The 24,870-nt window shown below is 34.7% G+C and carries 27 protein-coding genes and 1 other annotated feature; of the genes, 17 read left to right on the top strand and 10 right to left on the bottom strand.

All coding sequences use genetic code 11. From position 1 onward, the window contains the following. Positions 1-122: 122 nt before the first annotated feature. From BGI23_RS24460 to BGI23_RS24445, 4 genes are all read right to left on the bottom strand, one after another. Positions 123-1,565 carry a sensor histidine kinase gene (locus BGI23_RS24460; RefSeq protein WP_000201970.1) on the bottom strand — a complete coding sequence of 481 codons (1,443 nt, stop codon included), beginning with the start codon at positions 1,563-1,565 and terminating at the stop codon, positions 123-125. Beyond that, the gene (locus tag BGI23_RS24455) at positions 1,543-2,208 is read right to left on the bottom strand and encodes a response regulator transcription factor (RefSeq protein WP_000148833.1); all 666 of its coding nucleotides are present in this window, start codon (positions 2,206-2,208) and stop codon (positions 1,543-1,545) included. The genes BGI23_RS24460 and BGI23_RS24455 overlap by 23 nt, the downstream gene beginning before the upstream one ends. A 364-nt stretch (positions 2,209-2,572) precedes the next feature. Continuing rightward, a complete protein-coding gene (locus tag BGI23_RS24450; RefSeq protein WP_000735065.1) occupies positions 2,573-3,034 on the bottom strand; it encodes a L,D-transpeptidase in 462 nt (153 codons plus the stop codon). A 30-nt stretch (positions 3,035-3,064) separates the two neighbouring features. Then, a complete protein-coding gene (locus BGI23_RS24445) occupies positions 3,065-3,508 on the bottom strand; it encodes a DUF3978 domain-containing protein (protein ID WP_000388752.1) in 444 nt (147 codons plus the stop codon). Positions 3,509-3,912: 404 nt separating this feature from the next. Between BGI23_RS24445 and BGI23_RS24440 the strand changes: the two genes are divergently transcribed. Continuing rightward, complete coding sequence (locus BGI23_RS24440) at positions 3,913-4,527, top strand: DedA family protein (protein ID WP_000454758.1); 615 nt, start codon at positions 3,913-3,915, stop codon at positions 4,525-4,527. Between the two features lie 56 nt (positions 4,528-4,583). Here the strand turns inward: BGI23_RS24440 and BGI23_RS24435 are convergent, their stop codons facing one another. Further along, positions 4,584-5,375: a hypothetical protein gene (locus BGI23_RS24435; protein ID WP_070807112.1), complete on the bottom strand. Its 792-nt coding sequence runs from the start codon at positions 5,373-5,375 to the stop codon at positions 4,584-4,586. A gap of 164 nt (positions 5,376-5,539) precedes the next feature. Here BGI23_RS24435 and BGI23_RS24430 point away from each other — a divergent pair, with 164 nt between their 5' ends. The 4 genes from BGI23_RS24430 to BGI23_RS24415 all read left to right on the top strand — a co-directional run bounded on the left by BGI23_RS24430 (position 5,540) and on the right by BGI23_RS24415 (position 7,790). Then, complete coding sequence (locus tag BGI23_RS24430; RefSeq protein WP_070807111.1) at positions 5,540-5,761, top strand: helix-turn-helix transcriptional regulator; 222 nt, start codon at positions 5,540-5,542, stop codon at positions 5,759-5,761. Continuing rightward, positions 5,748-6,458: a DUF3169 family protein gene (locus BGI23_RS24425; RefSeq protein ID WP_083322811.1), complete on the top strand. Its 711-nt coding sequence runs from the start codon at positions 5,748-5,750 to the stop codon at positions 6,456-6,458. The genes BGI23_RS24430 and BGI23_RS24425 overlap by 14 nt, the downstream gene beginning before the upstream one ends. Before the next feature lie 42 nt (positions 6,459-6,500). After that, positions 6,501-7,553: a site-2 protease family protein gene (locus BGI23_RS24420; RefSeq protein WP_070807330.1), complete on the top strand. Its 1,053-nt coding sequence runs from the start codon at positions 6,501-6,503 to the stop codon at positions 7,551-7,553. 96 nt (positions 7,554-7,649) lie between these two features. Next, complete coding sequence (locus tag BGI23_RS24415) at positions 7,650-7,790, top strand: DUF3985 family protein (protein WP_000404784.1); 141 nt, start codon at positions 7,650-7,652, stop codon at positions 7,788-7,790. Between the two features lie 249 nt (positions 7,791-8,039). Here BGI23_RS24415 and BGI23_RS24410 read toward each other — a convergent pair whose 3' ends face one another. After that, a complete protein-coding gene (locus tag BGI23_RS24410) occupies positions 8,040-8,426 on the bottom strand; it encodes a DUF3938 domain-containing protein (protein ID WP_001077770.1) in 387 nt (128 codons plus the stop codon). 451 nt (positions 8,427-8,877) lie between these two features. Between BGI23_RS24410 and BGI23_RS24405 the strand changes: the two genes are divergently transcribed. Next, positions 8,878-9,399, top strand: coding sequence for a GNAT family N-acetyltransferase (locus BGI23_RS24405; protein WP_070807109.1), 522 nt, complete (start codon positions 8,878-8,880; stop codon positions 9,397-9,399). A gap of 109 nt (positions 9,400-9,508) precedes the next feature. On the opposite strand, the gene BGI23_RS24400 is transcribed toward BGI23_RS24405, so the two are convergent. Continuing rightward, on the bottom strand, positions 9,509-10,402 hold the full coding sequence (locus BGI23_RS24400) for a YitT family protein (protein WP_000530037.1): 894 nt from the start codon (positions 10,400-10,402) through the stop codon (positions 9,509-9,511). A gap of 277 nt (positions 10,403-10,679) precedes the next feature. Here BGI23_RS24400 and BGI23_RS24395 point away from each other — a divergent pair, with 277 nt between their 5' ends. From BGI23_RS24395 to BGI23_RS24365, 7 genes are all read left to right on the top strand, one after another. Beyond that, positions 10,680-10,964 (top strand): hypothetical protein, encoded by a 285-nt coding sequence (locus BGI23_RS24395; RefSeq protein ID WP_000394930.1) that lies wholly within the window; start codon positions 10,680-10,682, stop codon positions 10,962-10,964. Positions 10,965-10,992: 28 nt separating this feature from the next. Next, complete coding sequence (gene yidC, locus BGI23_RS24390) at positions 10,993-11,775, top strand: membrane protein insertase YidC (protein ID WP_000920533.1); 783 nt, start codon at positions 10,993-10,995, stop codon at positions 11,773-11,775. 129 nt (positions 11,776-11,904) lie between these two features. After that, positions 11,905-12,720 (top strand): hypothetical protein, encoded by an 816-nt coding sequence (locus tag BGI23_RS24385; protein WP_070807108.1) that lies wholly within the window; start codon positions 11,905-11,907, stop codon positions 12,718-12,720. A 374-nt stretch (positions 12,721-13,094) separates the two neighbouring features. Further along, positions 13,095-13,332, top strand: a binding site (T-box leader). A gap of 65 nt (positions 13,333-13,397) precedes the next feature. Then, complete coding sequence (locus tag BGI23_RS24380; RefSeq protein ID WP_070807107.1) at positions 13,398-14,708, top strand: APC family permease; 1,311 nt, start codon at positions 13,398-13,400, stop codon at positions 14,706-14,708. Between the two features lie 47 nt (positions 14,709-14,755). After that, positions 14,756-16,000: an MFS transporter gene (locus tag BGI23_RS24375; RefSeq protein WP_369804919.1), complete on the top strand. Its 1,245-nt coding sequence runs from the start codon at positions 14,756-14,758 to the stop codon at positions 15,998-16,000. A gap of 79 nt (positions 16,001-16,079) precedes the next feature. Then, positions 16,080-16,244, top strand: coding sequence for a hypothetical protein (locus BGI23_RS28500; protein WP_000312827.1), 165 nt, complete (start codon positions 16,080-16,082; stop codon positions 16,242-16,244). A gap of 270 nt (positions 16,245-16,514) precedes the next feature. Continuing rightward, positions 16,515-18,671: a SpaA isopeptide-forming pilin-related protein gene (locus tag BGI23_RS24365; protein ID WP_070807105.1), complete on the top strand. Its 2,157-nt coding sequence runs from the start codon at positions 16,515-16,517 to the stop codon at positions 18,669-18,671. Positions 18,672-18,701: 30 nt separating this feature from the next. Here BGI23_RS24365 and BGI23_RS24360 read toward each other — a convergent pair whose 3' ends face one another. Further along, positions 18,702-19,460, bottom strand: coding sequence for a TrmB family transcriptional regulator (locus tag BGI23_RS24360; protein ID WP_000939492.1), 759 nt, complete (start codon positions 19,458-19,460; stop codon positions 18,702-18,704). Between the two features lie 186 nt (positions 19,461-19,646). Here BGI23_RS24360 and BGI23_RS24355 point away from each other — a divergent pair, with 186 nt between their 5' ends. From BGI23_RS24355 to BGI23_RS24340, 4 genes are all read left to right on the top strand, one after another. Beyond that, positions 19,647-21,647: a methyl-accepting chemotaxis protein gene (locus BGI23_RS24355; RefSeq protein ID WP_070807104.1), complete on the top strand. Its 2,001-nt coding sequence runs from the start codon at positions 19,647-19,649 to the stop codon at positions 21,645-21,647. A 77-nt stretch (positions 21,648-21,724) separates the two neighbouring features. Continuing rightward, on the top strand, positions 21,725-22,027 hold the full coding sequence (locus tag BGI23_RS24350; protein WP_001018866.1) for an MTH1187 family thiamine-binding protein: 303 nt from the start codon (positions 21,725-21,727) through the stop codon (positions 22,025-22,027). Positions 22,028-22,075: 48 nt separating this feature from the next. Further along, positions 22,076-22,321, top strand: coding sequence for a YusU family protein (locus BGI23_RS24345; RefSeq protein WP_001290594.1), 246 nt, complete (start codon positions 22,076-22,078; stop codon positions 22,319-22,321). A 311-nt stretch (positions 22,322-22,632) separates the two neighbouring features. Further along, on the top strand, positions 22,633-23,550 hold the full coding sequence (locus tag BGI23_RS24340) for a proline dehydrogenase family protein (RefSeq protein ID WP_000436772.1): 918 nt from the start codon (positions 22,633-22,635) through the stop codon (positions 23,548-23,550). 22 nt (positions 23,551-23,572) lie between these two features. Here the strand turns inward: BGI23_RS24340 and BGI23_RS24335 are convergent, their stop codons facing one another. Beyond that, positions 23,573-24,412, bottom strand: coding sequence for a D-alanyl-D-alanine carboxypeptidase family protein (locus BGI23_RS24335; RefSeq protein WP_070807103.1), 840 nt, complete (start codon positions 24,410-24,412; stop codon positions 23,573-23,575). A gap of 87 nt (positions 24,413-24,499) precedes the next feature. Beyond that, positions 24,500-24,646, bottom strand: coding sequence for a YuzL family protein (locus BGI23_RS24330; RefSeq protein ID WP_001096347.1), 147 nt, complete (start codon positions 24,644-24,646; stop codon positions 24,500-24,502). Between the last annotated feature and the right edge of the window lie 224 nt (positions 24,647-24,870).

The raw sequence follows: 24,870 nt of genomic DNA, 5'->3' as shown, positions 1-24,870 counted from the left end.
ATAATAAAAAACGCCCGCTATCCAAATAAGGATAACGGGCGAACGAAACAGAGTCATATACTCTACAAAATTCCGCCACTCATACGAAGTATGAATTTGGGATATGAAATTGTAGTAGGTTTTTACATTGCTTTTGGGAATACAATAGAACATTTTACACCTTGAGGCGTGTTTTGTATACCATAAGGAAATTGATGTTTATCTAGTATTTGTTTTACAATGTATAACCCAAGACCACTGCCTTGTACTAAGCCATGTTTGTCAGGGTTTGCGCGATAGAATGGCTCAAATAAATGGGCAAGTTTATCCTCATCTATTTGTGAACCTGTATTTAATACTTCTAATGCGTAACCGTTTGGCTTTTCATAAAGCTTTATATATACATGCTGATGGTCAATTGTATAATGAATTGCATTTGAAATAATGTTAAAAATGGCAGTTTGAATAAATTTAGGATCAGCTAAAACTTGTACATCTTGTTTAATGTTAGATTGAACATTTAACTGCTTTACAGATACGAAATAATCTACTTTCTTCATAACGTCCTCAATAATATTAGTTAAGGAGATAACTTTTAAATCAGGTTTAAATTGAGGGTTTTGTATTTTGGATAATTCCGACATTTTTTCCGTTAATATGTTAATGTCTTGCATCATTTCATAGGAACGTTTTAAATATTTATCTCTATCTTTATAAGCTCCAATTCCGTGAATCATGCCATCTAGTTGTCCCATAACGGCTGCGATTGGTGTTTTTAATTCATGGGAAACCATAGACATAAATTCTTTACGAGATTGTTCTAATTGTTGTTCCTTTTTGAGTTCATTTCTTAAATCTTGATTGCTTGCATGTAAATTCTTCACTATATTTGGTACTTGTGAAGCAGCTACTTGTAAATCAAAATCTGTCTGATCCGTATTTTTGTTGAGTAGCTTTTTATCTGAGAAATCAAGATTCATAATATCTTTTAAAGCATCACTCATATATTGAAAAGGTTTAGCAATTAGTTTTGCATAAATTAAAGATCCGAGCAAAGATAATGCAAGCATTGTCGCGCCAATATGTGGAGCTAACTGCTGCAGTGCGTCTGTTAATTTTGGATCATCTTGTGCATCATTTGCTTTACTTGCTGCATTTTGTTTATGTAAGGCATCATTAGTAGCGACTTGCTTTTCCGTTTCTGTAGATGGAGCAGAAGCGCTATTTTTCCCCGAAATATTTTGAGTATGTTCTTTTGCTTTTGCAGTTTGGCTAGGCTGCAAAAGATGGTTGATAGCTGTAGAGAGAGAATTATAATCTATAATAGAAGATTGGAAATTAAACATATCCCCCTGTGATACAGCTTTATTTTGATTCATTTTACTTTGGTCGTTTTGTTCATCTGAATCCGCTTGTTCTGTAGTATGCGTTCCATTTTCTTTCGCAAAACGTTCTTTATCGTAGTTTGAAGCTAAGAAGTAAATAACTTGATAAAGACAAAGTGATAAAAGAATACAAAATAATAAGGTTTTGATGAAAATATTTTTGGTGATGTTGTCTTTGCTACGATTCGATTTTGTAGCCAATGCCTTTCACCGTTTTAATATAAGGAATTCCTAATTTTTTTCGTAAGTTTTTAATGTGTGTATCTATAACTCTTACATCACCATAATGTTCATAGCCCCATACCTTATTCAACAAATCACTTCTTGATAATACTTTTCCTCGATTTTGCAGTAAAGTATAAATAATTTCAAATTCTTTTGTTGTCAATTCAATTTGATTACCATGAACATAAGCGGCGTATGCTGTAGAATTTAACATCAATTCATGGAATTGTAGTATAGTCGCAGCTTCGGCTTCCTTCGTTGCTGCCCTTCTTAATACAGCTTCTACACGTTTAATAAATACGGTGTAATGGAACGGTTTCGTAATATAGTCATCAATACCTAATTCAAATCCTTTAATTTCACTTTCTTCATTATGTAAGCCTGTTAACATAATGATTGGTACATCAGATTGTCCTCGCATAATTTTACAAATACTATAGCCATCTATATCTGGTAACATCACATCAAGGAGGACAAGATCGTATGAATTTTTTTGGAAAAGAAGTATACCTTCTGTTCCAGCACCAACGACATCAACAGTAAAGTTTTGTGCCATTAGAAATTCACGAATTAGTTCTTGTATATCTGGGTTGTCTTCAATCACCAGTATATGCGTCATAGTAACACCTCCTAAATAACGCTTTTAACTGCAATATTCGAATTCATCATTTTTCCGATGACTCAGATTGTTTATACATATAATAAGCCCCTGCCATAAAATAATCATGAAAGTAGCAAGGGGAGTTGTTTAGTGAAACTGAATATTTAAGAATTACAGTAATTCTATTATAGTATGTATTATAAAATTTATAAAATATTATAACTGTATAATTTTAATATCCATGTTTATCAATGTTTGGATGTTACCTAACACAATCTATTCCTATTATATATGTAAATACAGTTGTTTTGCTACTGTAAATGAAGAAATAAAATAAGCCAAGACATAAAATTCTTGGCTACACGTAAATCGCGCTTTGAGGTTATTTTACAGTGACAGTAGCTTGCTGGGGAATACGCTCAAATAACCAGTGTATATCATTGTTATACATACGAATACAACCTAGTGTTGTCCACTTACCAATTGCCTGATTATTGTTCGTACCATGAATCGCATAAGTTGTTCCGTAAGTTCCTGCCATGTTTAGTCCGAGCCAACGGTCACCAAGCGGATTACGTGGATCGCCGCCTTTAATTTTGCCTGTGTAATAAGGGCGATTTTTAATTTTATTTACGATTTGAAAAGTACCTTTAGGTGTAGGAGTAGCTGCTTTTCCAGTAGCGACAGTAAAACTTTTTATGAATTTTCCGTTTTGATAGTAATCCATTTTATTTAACTGTGTATTCACGATAAGTTGGTCATTTGTTGTAGCTGCCTCAGCATTTGTGAATGGAATAGTTAAAACTCCTAATGATAATAGTGCGCTTAATAATAGTTTTTTCATTTTATTCTCCTTTTTACTATTGTAATAGTCTTACATACAATGAATTTGCAATCCTCGTAATACTTTATTTACATTTTCATCTAATGTTTCAAAGAAGGTAGTAATTTTGGCATTGTGTTTGTTGTTTTTATCAATAAGTAATCTTTCATTTAATAAAAGTTCGCCATGTAGTCCAAAACTTTGAACTTGAATATTTAATTCATCTTCCGTTTCAGAAATAATTGGTAAGAAGTAGTGAAAAGCTTTCGTTGGAATGATGTAGCTTTTGCCAATCATGCTTTCTTGATTTGAATTAATCCATTTTTTCGTAACAATCTTAATGTTCTTTTTTGAAACGATAAAAGATAGTGTTGTAGACTTTGTTAAACTTACGTCAAATTCATTTGTTTCACATATGTGTAAATTAAAAACGGTTTCATTTTGGTGAGATTCAACATTTGTATTAATAAAATCGTGCATTTTATAAGCTTCCATTTTTTATTCACCCTTTTTTCAATTTCGAAAAGCGATTAATATTTATTCAAATTAATGTTTAGTCATATATTGGTTAAATTTTTCAACAAATTCCGATATAATCTTACAATACGTATATGAAGCTAATATGAAGTTAGTATGAGTTTGTAGTGGTTTTTTATTAAGAACAAAATATAACGATTTTCAAGTGTTAAAAAATGGATAAAAAGTGCATATTAAGGCCCTCATTTTTCGCAGTGTATACTTGTTAAATTGTTTTAAAATGAGAGTACATAATGAACGTAAAAGTTTAGTGAGAGTCTTACAAAAATGTAATAAAAATGTAAGCTATTGTGATAGTTATTTCGACAATTTTTTTATACAATATTAGTAAGAAGTTGCACGTGATTGAGAGGAGAGATGACATGGAATGGATTCATGAATTATTTCAGCAATACGGGTACTATGTTGTACTTGTTGGTTTGCTGTTAGAATATATTGCACTTCCGTTTCCGGGAGAGCCAACGTTAGCATATGCGGGATTTTTAGCACATAAAGGTGATTTAAGTTTACCGATTTTAATTATCCTATCCTTCATTGGGACAAGTGTAGGAATGACGATCCAATACTTTTTAGGAAATAAATTAGGAATGCCCTTTGTTCAAAAGTATGGGAAATACGTATTTTTAACACAAAGAAAAATCGACTTAACAAGAATGTGGTTTGATAAGTATGGATACTTCTTGATTTTTATCGGTTTCTTTATTCCTGGTGTACGTCACTTTACAGGATACTTTGCAGGAATTATTAACTTACCATTCCGCCGTTTTGCAATTACAATTTACTCAGGTGCTCTATTTTGGGTATCATTCTTCTTAATTGGTGGTTACTGGTTAGGTGGAAACTTGCATGATATTTTTGGAGCGCTAGAAGGTCACATCGGTAAAATTATTTTTGGAGTGATTGCGATTGTAGCAATTACGTTAGGAGTTCGTTTCCGCAAACAGTTAAAACGAGTATTCTTACAAAACGCAAGTTAATATGGAATCCATTCTATGTCAAAAATTAGGAAGGCAGTGCAGATGCACTGCCTTTTTTATTTGATGTTCCAATCGATTTTTAACTTTCCTTTTGATTGATTTCCGCTAACTATAATGTAATAAGTGCCTGTCTTAATTGCTGCGAAATGGTACGTATTAGGACCAGCTGGAGCTAAATAATTTTCTTCCTCTTGAAATTCACTAGCCATTTTTATGTCCCCTATGTAGCCATTCAAATTATCAGTTCGTGATTCAATAGTGAATTCTAATATGTCACCTCGTTTTAATTCAATTGGGACTTTATGTTCACCACTAAAATGTTGAAAAGATGCTTCGAAAGAGTTATCGGTTTTTGTTTCGACCCATTGTTCTTTTGATGTTCCAAACTTTTCTATATCTATTAAGTTGATTGTGATAAATATAATAAGCATAATGCTTGGTACGAAATACGGTATCCACTTAAATTTTGTTGCTATAACTGTACATAAATAGAAAAAAAGAGAACATATTGCTCCAATTGATCCGAGAAATAAGAACTGTATTAGACTAGCTTCTTTAAATATTAGGAATGGAAGAGAAAATAAATAGCCGCAAAAAATATAAAGGCACAATGTCTTCAGTCTCGTATATGTTTTTAATTTCAATTTATCGATACAAATAGAACAAAAAATTGCATATACCGCAAGGACAGGAACGAAGGGAACATATAGTAGTTCTCGTAATCCAGCTAAGAAACTATATAATGTTGGTTGACTAGTTGTTAAGAGAAGCATGCTTATAAGTGATAATAAAAAGAAAGTCGCTGTAAGTTTAGTAAGAATATAGAAAAAAGTAGATGTTTTATTCATAGGTCACTTCCTTTGTTTAATATTTCACATTCATTATATAGGTTATTTCCATCATAATATATCTTTATTTTTGTCAATTATTAACGTCAAAATGACAATTATAATTGACGAAAATAAGGATATTATTTACAATTTTAATTAAATAAATGAAAAAGAGGGAAGACATGAAGCTTCAAAATCGAGTGAGGGAACTACGAGCAAAGCATCGTTTATCACAAGGGGATTTAGGGAAAGCGATTGGATCATCGCGGCAAACGATTAGTTTAATTGAGCGCGGGGATTATGCACCATCTATCGTATTGTCGTTAAAAATCGCACAAATTTTCAATGTACCGGTGGAGGAAATATTTATGTTGGTGGAGGGGGAAGATGATGGTGAAGGGTAAGCGAAAAAAACAATTTGATTTTGTGGGGAAAATGGCATTAAGTATGATGGGTGGGTTTTTAACATCTTATATAGCTTTAGATTTACTCTCGGATGAACCGAGAAAATTATCATCTAATACATTTATGGGTATATGCACCATTTTTGGAATCTTAATGATGTACTACACTTGGAAGAATACACGTATGTTAGCGGAGGCACGTGATGAAGAGGAGAGTGTACAAGGCAGAAAATTAGGCATTATAAGTATATATTTACGTGTAGGTGATATAGTTACGCAAGCATGGTTTGTATATGCAGTTATTGCATGTAGACGTGCACTGTTGCAGGATACAAATGTTTCATTTGCAGTGTGGAATTTAGTAGCTTCTATCGTTTGTTTAACTATTGTAGTGATTAGTGGGCTCATAACAAAAAATCGTTATAATAAGCTATATCCTGAACAAGGTGTAACATATATGGAATCTATGAAAATGTGGACGAAAAACGCAGATGAAGGATTAAAACATATTGTGCATGAGGCTGGATATAAAGCATATGAATTTACGAATACAATATTGGCATATGTATGGTGGGCTGCCGTTATATATACGGTGGCTAGTGATATCAATTTTGTATTAATTGGCTTAATCTCATTTATTTGGATATTGCATCTTGGAAAATTCATGTACGAAATGCATAGAAAAATGATTTATTAAGGGGAGAAAAAGGTGGATATTTTAAAAAGGCCAGCTGGTTCTATGACGGCGGCGTTAGTTTTGTCCATTTTATACGGAGTAATCCGAACTGAGAAATTAGAAATAATGTTGGATATATGGGCATTATTTGGAATTTTTTTATTGGTGCTAGCTATTCATGAGCTAGGACATGTAGTGTTTGGTTTAATAGGTGGTTTACATTTTAAATTTATGACAGTAGGACCGATTACTTTTCAAAAAGAGAAGGGGAAAGTACGCATTCGAGAAAATAAATTGTGGGCGTACTTTGGAGGCGTTGCAACACTAGTACCACCTTCTATAGAGACACCGAATCTTTCAAAAAAATGGGCGTGGCTCACTTTAGGTGGACCGATTGTGAGTTTACTATTTGGTATTACTTCTGGTTACATATATATGGTGAGTTATTATCAATATCTTTTATATTTTTCTGTTTTACACTTTGTCATTTTTGCAGCTACAATCGTACCGATAAAAGGAACGTTTTTGAGTGATGGTATGCAATTTCTCATTTTAATTAAAGATGATGAAAAAGCGAGGCAGCATTTATATAACATTCAAGTATCGAGTGAGTTATTTAGTTATAAGAGGCCGAAAGTTTGGGATAAGAGATTAATAGAACTTAGTGAGGAAAAATTAAAGGAAGATAAAAGTATAAGAGATATAATGAGCGGACTTATGCTCGTTTTTTATACCAGAGCCGATCAAGAAGGAATGGAAAGAGCGATACCGTATGTAGAAACAATTGTTCAACTACCTGTAACGAAAGAGAATAAATTTTTCGTTAGTAGTTTTCATAGTTGGTATCTTTTATATAAAGCTCTTTATGAGATAGATCGTCTTTCTTTAGAAGAAGCGAAAGAACATGGGAAGGCTATTACAAAAATAGACTTACATGGGTATTATCGTACACAAGGAATTGTAAAATATGTAGAGGGCGATATGGAAGCTTCCAACGTTTATATGAGGAAAGCGGATAAAGAATTGAAGAGCGCTGAGAATAGTGAAATGGGATATTTACAATTAGAGAGAGAATGGTTTGAGCAGCTAAAGAAGAGGGTATCTTACGATGGGTGAGGTAACCTCTTTTTTCTATGTCGTCTTATGCCGTTCCATAAAAAGTGTGGGGCGAGTAAAATAAGATAAGAAGAGCAAAGCTTGGAGGAATTCTAGATGGAAATTTTAACGATTATTTTAATCGTCTTGCTCATTTATGTTGTTTTTAAAGTAGCGTATGTAGCATTAAAAATACTCGCGATCTTATTAATTATCTTTTTAATCGTAGAGTTTGGCAGTAAATTGCTTGGGGGATAGGGTATGTTGAGCGTCTTGATTGTCGAAGAATGTCGGTAAGTCGATATCCTGTGTCGAACCGTCGATATAATGAAAAAATCGCTGATATAAGTGGAGAAATCGTCGATATATTTGAAAAATCGCTGATATAATCCGGTTGGTACTGGATGGGGTATATGGAAAAGAAGTTGCCGTGGAGGTAACTTCTTTTTATTGTGATGCCGTGGTATGCAAACCAACATAAAAAAAGCTAGAAGAATCTCTTCCAGCTTACGAGTTACTTTCAATTTGGCGACCGTTTTCTTCTTCGTTGTCTTGTAATAGGTTGAATACATCTGCTAGACAGAATGCAATGAACCAAGTCCATAGACCGTGGAAGAAAGCTGAGCTTAATTGAAGTGGTAATGTATAGTTAGTCATTGAGTAGGAAATACATCCGCCAACGATTCCGATCATTGTTAATAACATTGTTTTTTGCGCATTTTCTTCTGGATTAAAGAGGAAGAAAATGTATCCACCTAAAATTGAAGCGCTTACAAGTGTTTCGATTCCATTAAAAATGATATTCTCTCCAAGCTGAGTGTTTGTCCAGAAGCAGATTGTTCCGCCGATAATAGCAAACAGGACAGCTATTGTATATCGTATATATTGATTCATATGTTCATCTCCTTATGTAATAAGATGATTTGGAAGTCAAAAAGGTAGGTATAGTATATTGAAGTGAGTTTTAGTTGTACGTATCTTTTTATAAAAAGATCATTGAAGAGTGATCGGTTTTTTAAACCGTTACGTGTATGGTGATTGAAATATACCCGACTTCTCGTTTCTTTTTGCTTGTAAAATAAGAGAAACTTCCAAGTCTATATACTCTTTTTTTGTGAGTCTGTTTTCATTATAACACATTTAGAGGCATAATAATAGAATTATCTGATTTTGTAATAAGTGTAAAAAATAAAAAGCGCAAAGAAATACCAGTAACGGTGCAGTTTAGAGGAAGAAGGATTTTCATTTACTATGATGAAATATGTAATCAAGGTGGGATATAAGAAGGGGACTTAAATACTATAAAAAATGTTTTATGCCATGAATGGAAGGGAGGAGAGCTAACTTGGAATTCACAACAGAAAGATTAACAGTTAGACCTTTTAAGAGTACCGATTTACAGGATGTATTTGCCATTTATAATAATGATGATACATGTAAGTTCCTATTACATAATAAGTGGACTCATGAAGACATGCAGAAAAGATTTAATAAGAAGCTAGAAAATAATGTACTTACTAAAGATTCAATATTAAGTTTAGCAGTTATATACAAAACGAAAGTAGTTGGTGATTTATCTGTATGGTACACAAATATGAAAGACACTGTTGAGATTGGTTATAGTTTTTCAAATGAAGTAACTGGAAGAGGTTTGGCAACAGAAGCAGTAAGTCGTTTGGTATTTAAATTATTTAATGAATGTAATGTACACCGTATACAAGCTAATCTTGATGCACGAAATACAGCTTCACAAAAATTGTGTGAACGAATAGGCATGAGAAAGGAAGCACATTTCATACAAGATTTCTGGAATAAAGATGAATGGACAGATAGTATTGTATATGGAATGCTATCCTCCGATTGGTAGTAATAAACTTAATGATTGTATTATGCTAAAGGGTACGTGAGTTGAATAACAAAGGGCATAACATATTATATATGACTAATATGTTATGCCCTTTCATGTATTGACCTTTTTATATGCGTTTGAAACGGCCGACAATTTCAACTGTTTCAGTAATGTTCATAAATGCTTTATTATCCACTTGACGGATAATACGTTTCATTTCGCCTAACTCATAGCGAGTCACGACAGTGTAAATCATTTTTTTCTTATGGTTTGTATAGCCGCCGACAGCATCTACCATTGTCACGCCACGTATGCCGTGATGTAGTAGGGCGCTTTTTATTTCCTCGCCTTTTTCTGTAATTGTCATTATCGTTAATTTAATATGTTTCGTATGCACAGCATCGATCACTTTGCTGACTACAAATCGACTAATTAACGTATAAAGTGTAATATCCCATCCGAAAATAAATCCTGCTACAACAAGTAAGATTAAGTTGAATACAAATATGATTGCTCCAATTGAAACATCTCGATATTTCGCTACAATCAATCCAACAACATCAAAACCACCTGTTGAAGAAGCAAATCGGAATATGATTCCTGAAGCTGCTCCGCAGATTACACCGCCGAATACAGAAGATAGTAAAATATCGTCTGAAACTTGGTGTACAGGGATAATGTTCATCGCTAACGATGATACAGCTACAAAGTACGCTGTTAAAAAGGTTGTCTTCTTGCCTAAGTAAAAGTGACTTAAAATAAGAAGAGGAATGTTTAGTAAAAAGATAAGTGCACCGATATTGTAGTGCATTAAATAACCGATAATCATCCCTACTCCAGCGAATCCACCGCTAATCATGTTATGCGGGATAAAGAACATATTCATAGAAATTGCATACAAAATAGAAGCTACGAAAATAACAACCAACTGTATGATAAATTCTAAGTGAAATGTTTTAGCTGCTGGGAAGGATAAAAAGGCGGTGTCGGGAACGTAATCGGCGTCTCCTAGTTGACCCATAGTATGTTTCATCTCCATATTCATTTTTGATTACAAGAAGAGAATAAAGGTTTTTTCAAAAACTGGCAATAGTTTTATTATAATGCAAAAATTTTATAAATTTCTAATAAATCAAGCCTATTCATTGATGTGTGTGAATATACTAAAGAAAGCGAATACAATGTTTCTTAATTATTATTTTCTTGAGAAAATATGCAAAATACTTTTTTTGACGATAAAAGGAAATAGAGAATGTTTGCCGAATGTGCTAAAATGACCTTATTAAGGATGTGAAGCGATGGAATTTTTATTGCAGGATGCAATTCTATATATATCGTTTGTAACGACAGCACTTTGTTTATTAGAAGTTTTCTTCCTTGCTAACGTTTCTCGCTTTGTGCGTCAGCAAGCATCGAGCGGTAGACAAAGAGCATTTGCGTTAGTTGATACATGTGAAGATAGTGCGGGGAATGTACCGCTATTTTCTATTTTTTATAAATATGGAATGATTCGTTCTGTGCGCAGACAAGAATCGAGTGAAGAGAATGACGAGGTCGGTCCGTATACACCAATGTTTCGCTAAATAATTACGAAACATTGGAGGAATGAACATGTTAAAATCATACCGAGCTGTGCTCGTTAGTTTATCATTATTACTTGTTTTTGTTTTATCTGGTTGCAGTAATGCAGCCCCAATTGATGCACATAGTACGGGAATTTGGGATCATTATTTTGTCTATCCAATCTCGTTTATGATTCAATTTGTTGCTCATCATATACCGGGAGCTAGCTTCGGGATTGCTATCATTATTATGACGCTCGTTATTCGTTCAGCGATGATTCCATTAGCTGTTTCGCAATATCGTAGCCAAGCGAAAATGAAGAAAATGCAACCTGAATTGCAGAAGCTAAAGAAAAAATACGGTGATGTAAGTAAAAATCTTGAAAAACAAAAACAGTATCAAAAAGAAATGTCAGAACTAATGAAATCAGGCGGTTGGAATCCACTTGCTGGTTGCTGGCCAATCTTTATACAAATGCCGATTTTCTCTGCCTTGTATTATGCGATTAGCCGAACAGAAGAGATTCGCACATCTTCGTTTTTATGGGTGAACTTAGGACATGCAGATCCTTATCATATATTACCGATTATTGCAGCATTAACGACATTTATTCAAATGAAGGTTTTCCAATCAAATATTACACCTGGAGAACAAGTACAGATGCTGAAAATGCAGCAAATTATGATGCCGGCAATGATTTTATTTATGGGATTTGCGGCACCATCAGGTCTTGTGTTGTACTGGATAACAGGTAACTTATTTACAATGACACAAACAATTGTATTAAGAAGAATAATGGAACGTGAAGAATTACAATTACAAAAAGCATAGAAAAACACCGCTCATCATGAGCGGTGTTTTTTTGTTAAGTCGTTAAGGAAATGTTAAGAAACCAACATTACTATAGGCATTGTATACGAGAGTGTACATGCATTAGAAATATGAAGGAGGAAATTTCCTATGAAGAAGAAAACAGTTGGGTATTTAGCGATTGCAGGTGCTTTATCATTCGGAATCATTGGAGGAGTCGGCATCCCGGCATTCGCGGCAACGAATACTCCAGCAGCTGAGCAATCTACAAAAACGGCGAAAAAAGATTTAGATGACGTTACAAAACAAAAAGTAAAAACGATTATGAATGATACAAAGAAACAGTTAGAGGAGCTAGGCGTAAAGCTTCCAGAGAAAGAAAAACGTAAAGAAATGTTTGCGGGATTAGATGAACAGGCGAAAGAAAAAGCGAAATCAATTTTAGAGCAAGAAAAGTCCGGCAAATTAACACGTGAACAAGCAAAAGAAGAATTAACAAAATTAGGCGTGAAGTTCCCGGAAAAGGGTAAACACAAAGAAATGTTTGCGGGATTAGACGAAGCGACAAAAGAAAAAGCAAAATCAATTTTAGAGGAAGAGAAATCCGGCAAATTAACACGTGAACAAGCAAAAGAGGAATTAGCGAAGTTAGGCGTGAAAATGCCAGAGAAGGGTAAGCATAAAGACGTACTTGCTAACTTAGATGAAGCAACAAAGGAAAAAGCAAAGTCTATTTTTGAACAAGAAAAGTCCGGGAAATTAACGCATGAGCAAGCAAAAGAAGAATTAACAAAACTAGGTGTGAAACTTCCAGAGAAAGAGAAGCATGAAGACATCTTTGCGGGATTAGATGAGGCAACAAAAACAAAAGTAAAAGCGATTTTAGACAATGAAAAGAAACAATTAGAGGCATTGAATGTCGATATTCCGCATCACAAGTTTTTTATGAACAAAGAAGATAAATAAGCGAATTACATATCTTTCGTGTGGGCAACCGGAAGGTACGTATGCGAGGAGGCTGTTTTTGGAACAGTCTCCTCTTACTTGTTGTCGTTTTTTGTTGGTAAATCGATATATTTCGAAAATCGCCGATATAAATTAAGTTGCGGTCGATATATTTTGAAAATCGCTGATATAAATTAAGTTGTGGTCGATATATTTGAAAAATCGCTGATATAATTTTTTATCGCTACACTGTTCCAAAGATACTAGGAAATTAGAGAAGTGTCGTAACTTCTGTTATAATATAAGAAGAGAAATATTTCGTATGTTATATAAAAAAATATATTGATTTTTTCTAACAATTCAATATAATGAACAATAACTACAAAATTCGACATCGAGAAGTGATGATGAGGACATGATTAATTTTTTACGATTCTCAGAGAGGGAAGCCTTTGGCTGTGAGCTTCCTAATACGAAAAAATGGATTACCACCTCTGAACTGCAGCAGTGAACGAACATCTAGTAATTGCTTGCCGGCAAAAACCGTTATTTTAGACTTGAGAAATTGGTGAAGTGTGTTACTTTGCGAATTGAAACAAGGGTGGAACCACGAATATAACACTCGTCCCTTTTTTAGGGAGGAGTGTTTTTTTATTTCATTTTTGCACCACACTAGGATTGGAAGGAGGATACGCAGCATGCATCATGATGAGAAGAACAAGATTGGTTTAACGGTAGCACTTTCTATCGTAGTAGGAACGATTATTGGATCTGGTGTGTTTATGAAACCAGGGAGCGTATTAGATTACTCGGGGAGTTCTAATATGGCGATTCTTGCTTGGGTAATTGGTGGTCTGTTGACGCTAGCAAGTGGTTTAACAGTAGCTGAAATAGGAGCGCAAATCCCGAAAAATGGTGGGTTGTATACGTACTTAGAGGAGATTTACGGAAGTTTTTGGGGATATTTATCAGGCTGGATGCAAACAATTGTTTATGGGCCAGCTATTATTGGAACATTAGGGCTATACTTTAGTTCTTTAATGATTAATTTTTTCTATTTAGATAAAGTATGGAATTTACCAATCGCAATTGGAACAGTTGTGTTCCTTGGCGTTGTAAATAGTATGGGAACAAAATATGGAGGTATCGTCCAAACAATCACGACAATCGGGAAGATGATTCCAATCGTATTAATTGTTGTGTTAGGTTTCTGGAAAGGGAATAGCGATATCTTTAATGTAGTTGTGCCAATATCAGAAAATCAAAGTATCGGGATGGCAATTTTAGCAACATTATTTGCTTATGACGGCTGGATTTTACTTGCTTCAATTGGTGGAGAAATGAAGAATCCAACAAAGTTATTACCGAAAGCTATGACAGTTGGGATTTTAATTGTAACAGCTGCTTACGTATTAATTAATTTGGCGTTACTGAATGTATTACCAGCAACGCAAATTGTAGACCTTGGAGAAAATGCAACAGCGACAGCTGCAGGAATGCTACTTGGAGAATACGGCGGGAAAATTATTAGTATCGGTATTATCGTTTCTATTTTCGGTTGTTTAAATGGAAAGATTTTAACGTTCCCACGTATCCCGATGTCGATGGCAGAACGTGGACAACTTCCATTTGCTAAGTTTATTGCGAAGGAAAGCCCAAGATTTAAAACACCAGCAAATGCGATTACTGTTGAAATCATTTTAGGAATTATTTTAATGCTTATTAGTGATCCGAATAAGCTATCTGAGATTTCCGTATTCATTATTTATATTTTCTATGTAATGACGTTTATTGGCGTCTTCATTTTAAGAAAGCGCAATAAGAATAAAGAGCGTGCATACAGTGTACCGTTATTCCCAATCGTACCAATCGTTGCGATTTTCGGCTCGCTCTTTGTAATTGGTAGTGCCATTATCAATGATCCGGTAAGTTGTTTCTTATCAATTGGAATTGTCTTTACTGGGCTGCCGGTGTATTGGTATTTAAATAAGAAGAATAAAGTGTCATGATTGAAGGGTAGGCGTATAATACGCCTACCTTTTTTACTGTAAAAAAATTGTACTTGTTTTCAATTTCTATTTTGGTTACTATAGTCGTAGTAACCAAAATAGAAAGCGTGGGGAAAGACTTGAATTTTCGTGTGTATATTTTAGCTATCGCGGCTTTCGTAGTCGGAACGGTTGAGCTAATTATAGGAGGAACGCTTGATTTAGTTGCCAATGATTTAGGTGTATCTATTAGTGCAGCTGGTCAGCTAATCACAATATTTTCAGTAGTATTTGCTTTATCAGGTCCTGTTTTATTAGCATTAACAGGGAAGTTTGACAGAAAAACATTGTATGTTGGGGCATTATCAATTTTCTTAATCGGAAATATTATTTCAGCATGTAGTGTGAATTACGGGATGTTAATGTTCTCAAGGGTGATTTGTGCGGCGAGTGGTTCGCTTATTATTGCACTGTCAGTAACACTTGCTTCTAGCGTTGTAGAACCGCATTTTCGTGCGCGTGCAATTGGAATCATTTTCATGGGGATTAGTGGATCACTTGTACTTGGAGTACCGCTTGGCCTTGTACTCGGAAATGCATACGGATGGCGTGCACCATTTGTACTCATTTCAATCTTAACAGTTATGGCAATCGCTTGTATTTCTCTATTTTTAACGAAAGTACCACCGACATCGGTATTATCAATAAGAGAGCAAATTGCTACGTTAAAAGATAAAAAAATCGTCAGTGCACAGTTAACGTCATTCTTATTTTTAACAGGTCATTTAACACTATATGCATATTTAACACCATTTTTAAAAGATGTTATGCATGTGGAAGCGAATTGGATTAGTGTATTTTACTTCATTTTCGGAATCGCAGCGGTACTTGGAGGTGGCTTAGGAGGATGGCTTGCTGATAAATGGGGATCGAAGAAAAGTATTATCTCAATTATTATCGTATTTGCGTGTGCAATCTTCTTATTGCCGATGATGACATTCTCATTCCCGCTGTTCATTATTATGATGGGACTTTGGAGTATGCTGAGCTGGGCTATTTCGCCAGCACAACAAAATTATTTAATTGAAATTGCACCGGAATCAGCTGGTATTCAGCAAAGTTTAAATAACTCTGCCCTTCACTTAGGAATTGCGCTCGGTTCAACAGTAGGCGGAGTTGTTATTGAGAAATCGTCTGTTATATATAATGCTTGGGTAGGAGGCGGCTTTATTATATTAGCGCTGCTTTGTGCAATTTTCTCGATTACGAGAGGACGTTCTACTCAGTTTGCAAAAGAAGAATCTATCGTTTGATAGGTTCTTCTTTGATTTGTAAAAAATTGCAGGTTTTAGTAGGAAGATGGAGAATTTGTATGTAGCGAGGTGATAGAAAATGGCATATGATTTAGTAGGAGTGATACTAAGCCTTATACCAATATTTGTGGTCACGTTTATTTTTAGATGGGTCCGTTTCATTTATCAAAATTCAGAGAAACAAGTGGAGCAAAATGAGAAAATTATTGAGCTGTTGATGGAGATAAAGGAAAAAGATAAGTAATATGTATTCATTTGAAATTTGTTTCTCGTAAGATATGAAGGCACTTATAAAGTGCCTTTTTTAGTATGTTTGAAAATTGAAAATATGTAATGTTCATTTGTCAATAGCAGCATGAGAACAAACAATTTTAATGTTGCTTATTACTTTGAAACTTTCTCAACAATTCGACAAGATACTACAAAAAAACCACCTATTCTCTTTTTTTCACTATAAGTACAATGAAACAGTAAGATTGCTTCATGTAGAAATTTATATATGGTGGTGGAGAGAATGAAACGAAAGATGGTAGGGAAATGGTTTAGTTTTTTAAGTGCTCTTATTATTTTATTAGGAATTGCAATGCCGCAAGTGAAGGCAGAAGTAATGAACAGAGAAACATATAAAATGGATTGGAGTTATAGTAAGTCGAAACAGCGTGAAATAAAGACAGAAATAATTAAAACGGCTACGGGTAGTATTGCGTATTGTTTAACGCCTGATTTACGTTCTCCCAATGGGGATGATTTGCCTGAAATGGGGAAAACATCTGATGCCGTATATCGTGTTTTATTAAATGGATATCCTCAAAAAAGCCCATCTGAATTAGGTGTAGCGACAACGGAAGAAGCGCATTATGCTACACAATTAGCAGTATGGATTGCAGCAAATGAATTAACGGAAGAAGATTTAGTTGCAAAAAATGAACGAGTACATAATCTTATGAAGCGTTTAGTAGAGGCTTCAAAAAAAGAAACTGGATCACAAAATGTATTCTTTAAAGTTAATCCTGTAGATTCACAAACTGCTACACAAAAAGGTGATTATTTAGAAACAGGATTTTATGCAGTGCAAACAAATGCGGTTTCTGGCTCTTATACAATTCTTCCTGAAAATGCTCCTAAAGGGCTTCGAATTGTAAATGAAAATGGTGAAGAGAAAAGTACATTATCAATTAACGGAAAATTCAAAATCTTAATACCGAAAAATACGAGTAGTGGTAACTTTAAAATGAAAGTGAAGTCTACTTTAACAAATTTACAAGCAATAGCTTTTAAAGGATCAGAAAAAGTTCAAAATACAACGGTATTGTTACAAAGAAATAGTGAGAAAATCAGTACAGATTTAGTTGTAAATTGGGAATCAGTAGGATCTTTAAAGATTATGAAATTAGGAGAAAAAAAGGAAGTATTAAAAGGAGCGGTGTTTGAAGTTTCGAATGAAAACTTTAAACAAAATGTTACGACTAATGATAAGGGGATTGCGGAGTTAGGTAATCTTCCAATCGGTATATATAGCGTCAAAGAAATTCAAGCGCCAGCTGGATATGTGTTAGACGGAAGCGTTAAAAAAATTGAAGTGAAAACTGGTGAAACAGCTGTATTAGAGCTTAAAAATGAAAATGTAAAAGGTGAATTAGAAATAACGAAAGTAGATGTAGCGGATGGGAATACGAAACTGCCGAACGCAGAATTTACAATCTACAACGAACAAGGGAAAGAAGTAGTAAAAGGAAAAACGGATGAAAAAGGTGTAGCGAAATTTAAACTACCATACGGAAAGTACACGTATAAAGAAACAATAGCGCCAAATGGATATGTAATAAATGAAGAGACATTCGCCTTTGAAATAAAAGAGAATGGAGAAGTTATTAAACATATCGTTCAAGATAAGAAAGTAGAAGGTGAATTAGAAATAACGAAAGTAGATGTAGCGGATGGAAATACGAAACTGCCGAACGCAGAATTTACAATCTACAATGAACAAGGAAAAGAAGTAGTAAAAGGAAAAACAAATGAGCAAGGTGTAGCGAAATTCAAACTACCATACGGAAAGTACACGTATAAAGAAACAATAGCACCAAATGGATATGTAATAAATGAAGAGACGTTCGCCTTTGAAATAAAAGAGAATGGAGAAATTATTAAACATATCGTTCAAGATAAGAAAGTAGAAGGTGAATTAGAAATAACGAAAGTAGATATAGCGGATGGGAATACGAAATTGCCAAATGCAGAGTTTACAATCTACAACGAACAAGGGAAAGAAGTAGTAAAAGGAAAAACAAATGAGCAAGGTATAGCGAAATTCAAACTACCATACGGAAAGTACACGTATAAAGAAACAATAGCACCAAATGGATATGTAATAAATGAAGAGACGTTCGCATTTGAAATAAAAGAGGATGGAGAAATTATTAAACATATTGTGAAAAATAAGAAAGAAGAAAAGGCATCGTTTCCTTCTAAGCCAAATAAGCCAACACCGAATGGAGAAGTGAAACCTTCTGCTGATGTGAAGCAGGTGCAACAACATAATACTCATAATGAAGTGCGTTTGCCAGCTACTGGCGGCATCGGCAATGAATTTACGTCTTTATTCGTTTTAGGAATTAGTTTTATTATTGCTGGTGCTTATGTGTTAAGAATGAAAAATAGAAAAGAAATGTAGAAAAAAACGCCTTGTAATAGAGGCGTTTTTTTAGTATCTCAACTTCATCAATAAACTTTTAATTTCCTCATCTTCCATAAAGAGGTCATGGTGTTTCTGGGTAATCTTTGCAAGTGCAACGTCGTGATAGAAAAATTCTGTAAAGAACTTTACGAAAGGTTGTGACATTGTTTTCATCGCTTGCCATGACTCTTGCTCTACACCAGCAAATAAAATTTCACGGTCGTCAACGATGAGCAGTAAGTATCGCTCTAGCGCGTTAGGCTCTTCGGCTGGGATTAGAAAATGCATATTTTCTAAGTCTGTTTTTACTTTTCCAACTATAAGGGATTCGGTTTTGACGCCTTGTTTTGCTTTTTCTTCTAATAAAGGAAGATATTCTAAAAGAGTATCATTCCAAGCTGAAATGCGAATTGATTCTTTTGCACTTTCGATGAGCTCTTTACTTTGAACGCGAATAGAAGATTGCATTTTTAAGCTCCACACACGGTCATCTGTAAATGATTTTTTCGATATAGTTGTCTCTAATTCTTTAATATTGGATTGAAATTCTGTTGTTAATTTTTCAATTGCTAGCTTGAGTGGTAATGCTGTATACATCTTTTTCTTCTCCGAAACAGAATCCATTACCATTCCTTTATCGATTAGACGTGCAAGCACTTCATATATTTTTGCTTTTGGCACGCCAGAATGCTTCACAATCGTTGTAGCATCTAATGGCTCGTTGCTTGATACGACAACTTCGTAAGCTTGGCTTTCATATTGTGAGAAACCGAATTTTTGTAACATAGTTACCTCCGAACGAATGAGATTATAGTTTAAGGATAATGAACTATTTGTTTTTGCACAAGTGGTAGTCAGTTTTCTAATTGTATTAAGGTGAGAATTAATTTCAATTTTTTAATTTTATCTATTATACTTAATATAATGATTAATAAGATTTAAGTTCAATACGAAGGGGATGCTTGGGGGAAGATGTTAAGAAGTTTACGTTTAAAAATTGCGGTAGTATTTTCGGTACTTATTTCTATGATGTTCGTAATATTAGGTACAGCTATGTATGAATTACAGAAAGAGAAGGAAGTGCGCTCCTTAGACCAGTATTCTCAAAATACGATGGATCTTGTGACAGAGCAACTTACAACATTTGTTCAAAGAACGGATGAAGATATGGGGTATTATGCGAACAGTGAAATGATTCGTAATATGCTTCAAGATGGAGTTACTCCAGAAGAGGAAGCATTTTTGACGAAAGAGTTTTCGGAGTACAAAAAGAATCATCCTGGCATTTTAGACTTATATATTGGTACGAAAGATAAAAAAACATTAAGTGCCAACCTTGCTGAAGGTGGACAAGTGCCAGAAGGATATGACCCAACGACAAGACCTTGGTATAAAGACTCAGAAGCTGATGTGAAAACGGTTCACTGGGGACAACCTATGTATGAAATTGCAACAGGGAAGTTAAGCGTGGGAGTTTCTAAAGCAATTACAGCTCAAGATGGATCTGTATTAGGTGTTGTTGCGATGGATGTATCGCTCGGAACAATTCAGAAATTACTTCATAATATTCAATACAATAACGGCGGAGAAATGTTTATTATAAATGATAAAAATATGGCTCTTGTTTACCCGGAAAAGATAGGGAAAGATGTTTCGAAAGAGCCGCTTGTGCAGAGTTTAAATAAAGATGTAACAAAATATGCTGTTACTACATTAAAAGGTGAAGAGGTAGTTGCATATAGTCAGTCATTTGATTTGATGAAATGGAAGATAGGCATTTTTTATCCGAAAGAAACAATTGATGGGCTATTAAATAGTACGAGAAATACAGTCATTATAATGGCATGTATTAGCTTATTCGTTGGAATCGTAGCTTCATACTTGTTTTCACGAAGATTAGCAAGACCGCTGCAACTATTAACGAATCACGTTCAAAAAGTAGCAGAAGGTGATTTAACGTTGCAAATGAAAGTGACAAGTAAGGATGAAGTTGGAGAACTGACGAACCATTTTAATCATATGGTTGAGCAAATGAATGAAATGGTAAGTAAAATTAAAAATAGTGTATCAACCGTGCAACAATCAACGAATAATCTACATTATTTAACGAATGAGACTGTAGCAGCTAGTAGAGAAGTGTCAGGTGCAATGGATGACGTGAGCGGAGGAGCTTCTACGCTTGCTAATAGTGTAGATGAAGTTTCAGAACAGCTCGAGAATATGGCGCAGTCAGTGGAACAAATGAATAACTCTGTTGGTGAAATAAAAGGGGTGGCTGGCAAAGCGGAAGAGGCATCTAAGCAAGGGCTAAATACGATGCGTAATTTAGTTCGTACAAGGGGGCAATCATCTTCAATTGTTGTTCATACAGAGGAAGCATCCGGAAAGTTAGAACAAAGAGTTGGCTCGATTCAAAATGTGGTAGAGCTTATAAAGGGGATTTCGGATCAAACGAATTTACTTGCTTTAAATGCTTCAATCGAGGCGGCACGTGCGGGCGAACAAGGTAAAGGTTTTGCTGTTGTTGCTGAAGAAGTTCGAAAATTAGCGGAACAATCAAAAGAAGCAACAGTAGAAATTGCGACGATGATTGGTGATGTACAAGTAGAGGTAAGACGAGTTGTAGAAGTTGTAAGTAAATTAAAAGATATTGCGGATATACAAAATAATGTTACGACAGAAGCAGAGGCGGAGTTCCGCACAATTATGTCAGTTGTAAATACGATTAGTACTTCAGTGGAACAAATTGTAGAAGAGGTACATAACATCGGTCACGAGCAAGGAGAAATTACAGCGGTCATGCATACAATTGCCGGTACGAGTCAAGAAAGCGCAGCGGTTTCGGAAGAGGTAAATGCTGCAACTGAATCACAAGTGAATCATCTAGAAAAGGTAGCTCATACGATGGAAAGATTGACGGAGCATATGAGAGACTTAGAAAGATTAGTTGAGCAGTTTAAAATAGAGGAATAACAAATTAGTAAAATGATGCGTATTTCGGTAAAATAGACAATGGATATATAAGAAGCAAGTATAGGAGGAAGACTACTATGGCAATTGTTGACGTATCGATTATTCCAGTAGGAACAGGTAATCCAAGTGTGAGTGAATATGTAGCAGAAGTACAAAAGGTGCTAGAGAAAAACTCAGATCGTGTGAAGTATCAATTAACACCAATGAATACAATTATTGAAGGAGATCTTCCTGTCATTCTAGAAGTAATTCAACAAATGCATGAAGTTCCATATGCGAAAGGTGCGCAGCGCGTTGCGACAACAATTCGTATCGATGATCGTCGCGATAAAGTAAGCACAATGGAGAAGAAATTAAACTCTGTTCGATCAAAATTATAAAGAAAAGCAGCGATCTTCGCTGCTTTTTTCATATAGGAGGTAGATAAGATGAGTGAAAAATTTAACGAACAATTTGACGGGTTGTTAGAGAAATACACGGAACTATTACTTGGAGAGAGCAATGAAGAGAGAAAAGAACAGGTACAGAAGTGGGCACTGTATTCTTACATAGCAAAGACGATGCCGGCTTTAGTGAAGCACTGGAATGAGACGTATCCCGATGCGAAAGAAGAGATGGTGCAGTTAATTACTGATATTAAAAGGCTGAATGAAGAAAAGAGAAATGAACAATAAAAAAAACTTGGGATAAATATAATCTCAAGTTTTCTGTATTAATATCCTCATATAATTTACATGGAATATAAAGGGTTTTATAGGCATGTCGAATATTTTCGGCATGCCTATTTTGTGCCTATTAAACTCTATTTTTCTAAATGTCGAAAAATATTTCAGACATATTTATAAGCGAGAATATAGGTTTTTAAATGTTTTTATAGTATTTTATAAATTATCTAAATAATTATTTGTATCCAATAATTTTAAACAATGATATAATTTCGAAGAGGGGTAAAAAACAGATAAATTAAGTCATAGGGGTGAATTACATGGAACAATTAATGCGAAATTCGTTTCTTTTCTTATCTAAAAATAAAGCGCTAACAAAACTGGCTAAAAAGTACGGTTTACGCTTTGGCGCAGGTCGCTTTGTCGCAGGGGAGACAATTGAATTAGCGACAGCAGCTATTAAACAATTAAACAAGCAAGGACTTTGCGTAACAATCGATTATTTAGGGGAATTCGTTGATAATGAAGCGGAAGCAAATGAAATGGCTAACCAATCGATTGAAGCAATCCGTGCAATTGGAAGAGAAGGTCTTGATTCGCAACTTTCTTTAAAGATGACTTCTATGGGATTAGATATCTCTGATGAAATCGTAATGAACAATATGCGCCGTATTTTAGAAGCGGCAAAAGAAAATGGTGTGTTCGTTACAATTGATATGGAAGATTATACACGCTGCGGAAAGACAATTGATATCTTTAAACAGTTAAAATCTGAGTACGATAATATTGGTACTGTTATTCAAGCTTACCTATATCGTACAGAAAAAGATATTGAAGACTTAAATGCTTATAATCCTAATTTACGTCTTGTAAAAGGGGCTTATAAAGAACCTGAAGAAGTGGCGTTCCCGGACAAGAAAGATGTAGATGACAATTATAAAAAGATTATTAAAATGCACTTATTAAATGGAAATTATACTGCAATTGCTTCACATGACGAAGCGATTATTGAATATACGAAAAAACTTGCCGAAGAACACAACATTCCAAGGGATCAATTTGAATTCCAGATGCTATATGGTATTCGTAATGAGCGTCAACTTGAGCTAGTAAAAGAAGGTTACAAAATGCGTGTTTACGTACCTTATGGAAACGACTGGTATGGCTACTTCATGCGTCGCCTAGCAGAGCGTCCAGCAAACGTTGCGTTCGTATTAAAAGGCATGGTTAAAAAATAACCAAGGAGTAAATACTCCTTGGTTATTTTAATTGCTGAAATGCGTAATGTGCCATTTTCTTCGTATCAGGATACAGTTGCTTGCGAGTAGAAGATAATACAACATTAATGACGCGTTTACCGTCTTTCTCATCCACTGTTACGACTGTATATTTTCCGAGTGCTGATAGACCGCTTTTACTTCCAATTGCATATGGATCGTCATATAGTTCTTCCCGTCCATAGTTTGCGATGTTTGGAGAGCGTTCTGAAGTATGTAGAGTTGTACGCGTTGAATTCATATATTCTAAAACAACTGGGTATTTTAATGCTTCTTTCGTAATTATAGCAATGTCATATGGTGATACTTTGTTTCCTAGTGCATCAGCACCACTTGCGTTTTTGAAAGTCGCATGCTTTGTACCGAGTTCCTTCGCTCTAGCATTCATCATTTTTACAAATTCATTTTTTGATCCTGCGATATGTTCTGCGATGGATTCAGCTATTGGGTCTGCACTAATGATAAGCATCAGTTTTAATGCTTCATCACGTTTTAACTTTTCCCCAGCACGAAGTTTAATTTTCTTACTTTGACTTTCTGTTTTAATTGCGTTTTCTGTAACTGTAATTTCTTCATCTTCTTTTACATTCTCTAGTAAAAGAAGGGTTGTCATCATTTTGGCTATACTAGCCGGATAAGAGCGTTCGTCTTCTCGTTTCCCATACAAAATTTCACCTGTGTCTGCATCAATTGTAATGCCGTATTGCCCAGTGATGCTAGGTTGATCAGCTCTTACAGCTTGTTGTCTTTGTGCGTAAGAGAAGAAAATCATCCCTGTAAATAGTGTGGCAATCATTACAATCATAACTATTGTTCGTTTCATTATAATTCCCTCATTTGTTACAAATAAATTGGGCAGAAAAAGCAGCCATTACCCATTATGCCACGTTCTCTGCCCAAAAATATAGCGTTATTTTTCGCCCATATTATGCTTCTTATATTGTTGGTTATTACCTTGACGTCCTTTTTCTACGCCTCGATCAGTTGGTCCAGCGTTTCCTGTCACACTTGCTGCGCTAATTCCAGCCTTTGAAGGGTTCTTCTTAAGTTTTGCCATATATATTCCTCCAGTTTCGTCAGATTATAAAAAGGGAAAGTGTATTTTAGTGAAGAAAATACATATATAGCATGGGCAAATAAAAGAAAAATATTTATTTCAGAAAATTTTATCAATAAATATATTGCGAAAATTTAAACAGTATCATATATTTATTAGTAGAGGCTCACTCATTGATTGCGACTTATGTCGAAAAATTGAATGAGCATTCATTCAAGAATAGG

This window comes from Bacillus sp. ABP14, from assembly GCF_001831375.1.
Taxonomy (GTDB): domain Bacteria; phylum Bacillota; class Bacilli; order Bacillales; family Bacillaceae_G; genus Bacillus_A; species Bacillus_A paranthracis.
Note: the sequence above shows the minus strand (reverse complement) of the source record. Positions and strands in the feature narration are given on the sequence as shown.